This window comes from Corallococcus sp. AB049A (assembly GCF_003668885.1).
GTDB lineage: Bacteria > Myxococcota > Myxococcia > Myxococcales > Myxococcaceae > Corallococcus > Corallococcus interemptor.
Genome location: NZ_RAWL01000667.1, coordinates 1 through 2,921 on the forward strand (window position 1 = coordinate 1; position 2,921 = coordinate 2,921).

General features: G+C 71.9%; 3 protein-coding genes. All 3 read right to left on the reverse strand.

Annotated elements, in window-relative coordinates; translation table 11 throughout:
- A partial coding sequence (locus D7X55_RS38015; RefSeq protein ID WP_199747324.1) for a murein hydrolase activator EnvC occupies positions 1 to 1,089 on the reverse strand: 1,089 nt, incomplete at its 3' end.
- Positions 1,086 to 1,988, reverse strand: coding sequence for an ABC transporter permease (locus tag D7X55_RS38020; protein WP_120553171.1), 903 nt, complete (start codon positions 1,986 to 1,988; stop codon positions 1,086 to 1,088). The genes D7X55_RS38020 and D7X55_RS38015, both read right to left, overlap by 4 nt.
- On the reverse strand, positions 1,985 to 2,677 hold the full coding sequence (gene ftsE / locus D7X55_RS38025; RefSeq protein WP_120527935.1) for a cell division ATP-binding protein FtsE: 693 nt from the start codon (positions 2,675 to 2,677) through the stop codon (positions 1,985 to 1,987). Before ftsE ends, D7X55_RS38020 begins: the two co-directional genes overlap by 4 nt.
- Positions 2,678 to 2,921: the final 244 nt, after the last annotated feature.

Consider the following 2,921-nt stretch of genomic DNA (forward strand, 5'->3'; position numbering starts at 1 on the left):
GTCGACAGCCTGCCCGGCGCGGCGGACCTCGAAGTACAGGTAGGCGCCCTTGAGGGAGCCGGTGTCCCCCACCTCTCCCACCACGTCCCCCGGGGCCACGCGCGCGCCCACGGCGACGGCGATGGTGGAGAGGTGGGCGACCAGCGTGTGGAAGTCGTCGCCATGGTCGACGATGAGCAGGTTGCCGTAGCCGCGCAGCCAGCCCGCGTAGACGACGGTGCCCTCGGCCACCGCGTGCACGGGGGTGCCCGCCGGGGCGCGGATGTCCACGCCCTTCTGCACGGTGACGGTGTTGAAGCGCGGGTTCACCACGCGGCCAAAGCCCACCTCCACGATGCCCGTCACGGGCCGGGGCAGCTTGCCCTTCAGGGCGCCGAAGCCGCTGGTCGCGGGGGCCTCGTGCAGGTCCGCCAGCATGCGGGTGAGCTCCGCGTCCGCGCCCTCCAGCTCGCGCACGGCGCGCTTCGCCAGCTCCGCTTCACCGGCCAGCTTCCCGACGACCTCCTCCAGCGCCTCCTGCTGCGCCTGGGCCTGCTTCGACTGCTGCTGGAGGAAGGCCACGCGCTGGGACAGCGAGGTGTGCAGCCGCTTCAGCTCCAGTGTCGCCTGGCGCTGGAGGGTCGCCACGTGCTGCACGGTGCGCAGGAGCTCCAGGTCGCCCGCCATGCTGGCCTCCAGCGCGCGGGCGCGCCACATGAGGGCGGCGAAGTCGTCCGCGGACAGCAGCACCTCCAGCGGGCGGCGGCGCTGGAGCCGGTACAGCGTGCGCAGGCGCGGGGACAGCCGGCGCAGCTGGGCGCGCAGGGCCTCGCGCAGCACGGCCTCCTCACGCTCCGCGAGCGCGACGCGGCGGCGGAAGAGGTTCAGGTCGCCCTCCAGCGCGCGCACGCGGCGGCGCGAGAAGGCGGCCATGTCTTCCATCAGCTCCATGCCCTCCAGCACGGAGAGCTTCTTGGCCTCCACCAGGGCCAGCGTCGCGCGCTGCGCGGCCAGCTTCTCGCGGATGGCGGCGCGCTCCGCCTCCTCGGACTGCTGGGCGAACGCGGCCGTCGCGCCCAGGAGGGCCATGAGCCAGACGAGCTGCTTCATACGCGCAGGAAGCGCCCCACCGCGACGAAGCTGCCGCCCAGGCCCAGCGCGCAGCCGGCCACGAGCAGCTCCAGCGCGGTGCGCGTCTCCACCCACGGCGCGGCCACGCCCGGCCCCAGCAGGAACGCGAAGAGCGAGCCCAGCGTGGGTCCCAGCAGCCGGCCGAACAGCCACAGCCCGCCCACCGCCACCAGCGCGCCCAGCAGGCCCTGCAGCAGCCCCTCCAGGAGGAACGGCGCCTTCACGAAGCGGTCCGTGGCGCCCACCAGCTTCTGGATTTCAATCTCCTCGCGCCGCGAATAGATGGCCAGCTGGAGCGTGGCCGCGACGATGACGATGGTCGTCCCCAGCACCACCACCAGCGCCACCAGCGCCCCGAAGCTCAGCGCGCGGGCGATGGCGGACAGCCGCTCCACCGCGGCCTCGCCATAGTCCACGCCGGTGACGCCGGGCAGCGCGCGCAGCTCCTTCGCCAGGGCCGCCAGCGCGGAAGGAGAACGGCGCGCCTCCGGCACGCGCAGCTCCAGCGTCGCGGGCAGCGGGTTCTCCGGCAGCTCCGACAGCGCCTCGCCCAGGTCGCCCAGCTCGCTCTTGAGCCGCTTCAGCGCCGCTTCCGGCGGCACCACCGTCACCTCGCCGTGGCTCAGCTCCACCACGCGCGAATAGACGCCGTGCACCTCGTCCTCGCCCAGCTGCGGCGCCAGGTAGAGCGTCACCTCCACCTCGCCGCCCAGCGACGCGAGCAGGTTGTCCACCACGTGCGACGCGCCCCGCGCCAGCCCCGCCGCGAACAGCGCGATGGCGATGGTGGAGACCGCGATGAAGTGCACGAAGGGCGCGTGCTTCAGCCCCCCGGCCGCCGAGCGCCAGAAGTAGGCCGCCTTCGACAGCGCGCTCATACCAGCATCCGCCGCGCCGCCTTGACGCCGTCCTCGTCGGAGACGATGAGCCCGCGCTCCAGGCGCACCGTGCGCTTCTGGTAGCGCGACAGGAGCGTGGCGTCGTGCGTGGCCACCATCACCGTGGTGCCCCGGATGTTGATGTCCGTGAGCAGGTCCATGATTTCGACGGTGAGCGCCGGGTCCAGGTTGCCCGTGGGCTCGTCCGCCAGGAGGATGGTGGGGTCGTTCACCAGCGCGCGCGCAATCACCACGCGCTGCTGCTCTCCACCCGAAAGCCGCAGGGGCAGCGAGTTCGCCTTGTGCTCCAGCCCCACCAGCTTGAGCATCCGGTGGACCTTCTCACGCCCCTCCGCACGGGGCACGCCCAGCACGTCCAGCGTGAAGCCCACGTTGTCCGCGACGCTGCGGTGGGGCAGCAGCTTGAAGTCCTGGAACACCACGCCGATGTTGCGGCGCAGGTACGGCACCGCCGACTCGCGGATGCGCGCGATGTTCTTGCCGCCCACCAATATCTGCCCCTTGGTGGCCTTCTCCCCGCAGAAGATGAGCTTGAGCAGCGTCGTCTTCCCGGCGCCGGACGGGCCGGTGAGGAAGACGAACTCGCCCTTCTCCACGTTCAGGTTGATGTCCTGCAACACCGGCGGATCGCCGGGATACGCCTTGTAGACGTGGAAGAACTGGATCATGACCGGAGCAGCGCGAGGCCTCCGGTCAGACTACCACGCCCCTGGAGCCCGCCCAGGAACGGGCCGGGCGCGGGACTACGAGGGCTCGCCCTCGCTCGCCAGGTAGCTGAGGATGACCTCGTCCAGGCTCTTCTCGGAGATGAGGTCCTCTCCGAAGAGCGTCTCCACGCCCACCTCGTTGATGCGCGGCTTCTCCTTGAGGGCGCGCGCGGCGGCCACTTCCGGAGGCAGATGGGAGGCGGGG

Excerpts from the sequence above, each read along its gene's own strand:
- D7X55_RS38020 (WP_120553171.1), bottom strand. The coding sequence starts at position 1,988 with ATGAGCGCGCTGTCGAAGGCGGCCTACTTCTGGCGCTCGGCGGCCGGG.
- ftsE (WP_120527935.1), bottom strand. The coding sequence starts at position 2,677 with ATGATCCAGTTCTTCCACGTCTACAAGGCGTATCCCGGCGATCCGCCG.